Below are 1,936 nucleotides of genomic sequence, written 5' to 3' on the forward strand. Positions count from 1 at the left end.
GTACCAGCCAGACTGATTACTAGTATGAGAAATAGTCCACATTTTACATATGGTTTAAACTTATGAAATTTCATTGTGATCAGACCTCGTTAATGAGATAATAGAAACCGGTTTTACTTTATAAATTAATTTTAAAAACTTCGTTTTTCCCATTAAAATGTAAAAACCTCTTTTTTGGCGAATGAAGCAAGATTCTTCCTTTTGTAGTTTGCTGCAACTCTAACGTTATTTTTAGTGCGTATGCCTGGCATGAACTCTGTTTTCGGACTTTGATGTGTACAAAAATATTCCTTTAACAGAACATTCAATCTTAAACTACACACACCGTCTGGTTTTGAGCTGCAATCTTGATAGCAAAGAGTGTAAATTTTATTAAATAGTAAGTAATACAACATTCTTATATTTATACATAAGTTATTCGGGTCTATACCGGGTTCGTAGATAATTATGTCCATAAAAAATCGATATAGTTTCGAGTGTAAACATTCGCATTTAAGCCGCATGATAACTTATATTTTTAGAGTGTATAACCAGACTCAGCAAGGAAAAACACAGAATAGCCGTTCCTGTACTAAGCGCTCACATAAATAAGAAAAGTTAGATTTGTAGAAGAAAACCGATCGACATCAGCTTAAATAGGCTAAAAATGAAAAAATGCGTCCTTCTATGTATAACTTTTAATTTTTTTACCTTTTGATTTCCAGGATAAAAAACCATCGAACATATCAAAAATGCAGGATCTAGCCATAGCATCAATATTTTAACTGTTAACGCCGCTGCTCTGGATGTTATAAATCTCTACAAAGCCCAATTTTTTTATGTCGTTTACTCAATATTGCATGAACTTCTAATATTTAATAGAAATCCATAAAGTAAATTTTTAGATATTGGTGTGGGAATATAAGTTATTCAAATAAAAAAGGAGACTGTTGGAATTGGTTTCGTCCACAATTATCCTTATTTTTTGTCTGGTGTCATTTGCAGCTATTCACAGCCTTATGGCAAGTCTGCCCTTCAAACGCCGCCTCGTGCGAGTCTTAGGTTCCAGGGCAGACGTATTGTTTATGCCAGTATTAGCCTCATCGCAGTGATAACGATATTCCCCCTCGTCTATCTGCTCTACAAAAATCCAGGACCGGTTCTCTACATAATACCTTCTCCCTGGCGATGGTTGATGGTCGGGGGACAGTTGATTGCTGCAATCGTTGCCCCCAGAGCTTTGCTTGATGCACCCCACAGATTCAAGATACGCTCACAGCTATCTGCACCAAAGACTCCTGAAGCAGGTCCTCTGAATATCCAGGGTATTTACCGATGGGTAAGGGACCCCTTCCTGCTATCAGGCCTGATCATAATCTGGCTCACGCCCTTTATGACCGTCAATCTGCTTGTCATATACCTTTTGACAACCATATACCTGTATATCTCCACAGTAGGTAAAAAAAGACTTTGAGAATCCCAAACGAACTTAAAAAAAGTAAGAAATTAGATAGTGGGGTCAGTTATCCCTGCCCATCTAACTGCAATTTATTCTATTTTATCTTCTTCTATATAGGAACACTCCAAGCAGCCCGATAACACAGTAAATCATTTCAAACCCAGGCATACTTGTTTTTTCCTTCGGCTCAGAAGTCTCTTCAACTTCTGATGCTGTATTGTTTTGTTCAAGATTCTGAGTGTCAGGTATAGGCAGGATTTCAGTCACAGTTTCTTTTGCTGTTATCTCACCCGTTATTGCAAAGGAAGAGAATCCCAGAGTTTCTGCTGTGAAATACATATATTTTTCATCGTCTCCTGATTGACTGGTGGGCAATGGATTCCATTTCTTGTCATTGTATCTGTTCAGGATGATTGAAGACTGGTCAATGCCTTTATCCTTCATCCAGGCCTTTTCAATTTTGAAACACACGACTGCGTTTTCGATATTCTTCTCAGT

The 1,936-nt window shown here is 37.4% G+C and carries 2 protein-coding genes; one reads left to right on the forward strand and one right to left on the reverse strand.

The window, feature by feature from the left end; genetic code table 11:
- The first annotated feature begins 1,087 nt into the window (after positions 1–1,087).
- Positions 1,088–1,453 carry a hypothetical protein gene (locus tag EO95_RS16275; protein ID WP_327037177.1) on the forward strand — a complete coding sequence of 122 codons (366 nt, stop codon included), beginning with the start codon at positions 1,088–1,090 and terminating at the stop codon, positions 1,451–1,453.
- An 84-nt stretch (positions 1,454–1,537) separates the two neighbouring features.
- Here the strand turns inward: EO95_RS16275 and EO95_RS16280 are convergent.
- On the reverse strand, positions 1,538–1,936 hold a 399-nt coding region (locus EO95_RS16280; protein ID WP_048136460.1), incomplete at its 5' end, for a PGF-pre-PGF domain-containing protein.

Origin of the sequence: Methanosarcina sp. 1.H.T.1A.1 (assembly GCF_000979295.1) — an archaeon.
Lineage (GTDB): Archaea > Halobacteriota > Methanosarcinia > Methanosarcinales > Methanosarcinaceae > Methanosarcina.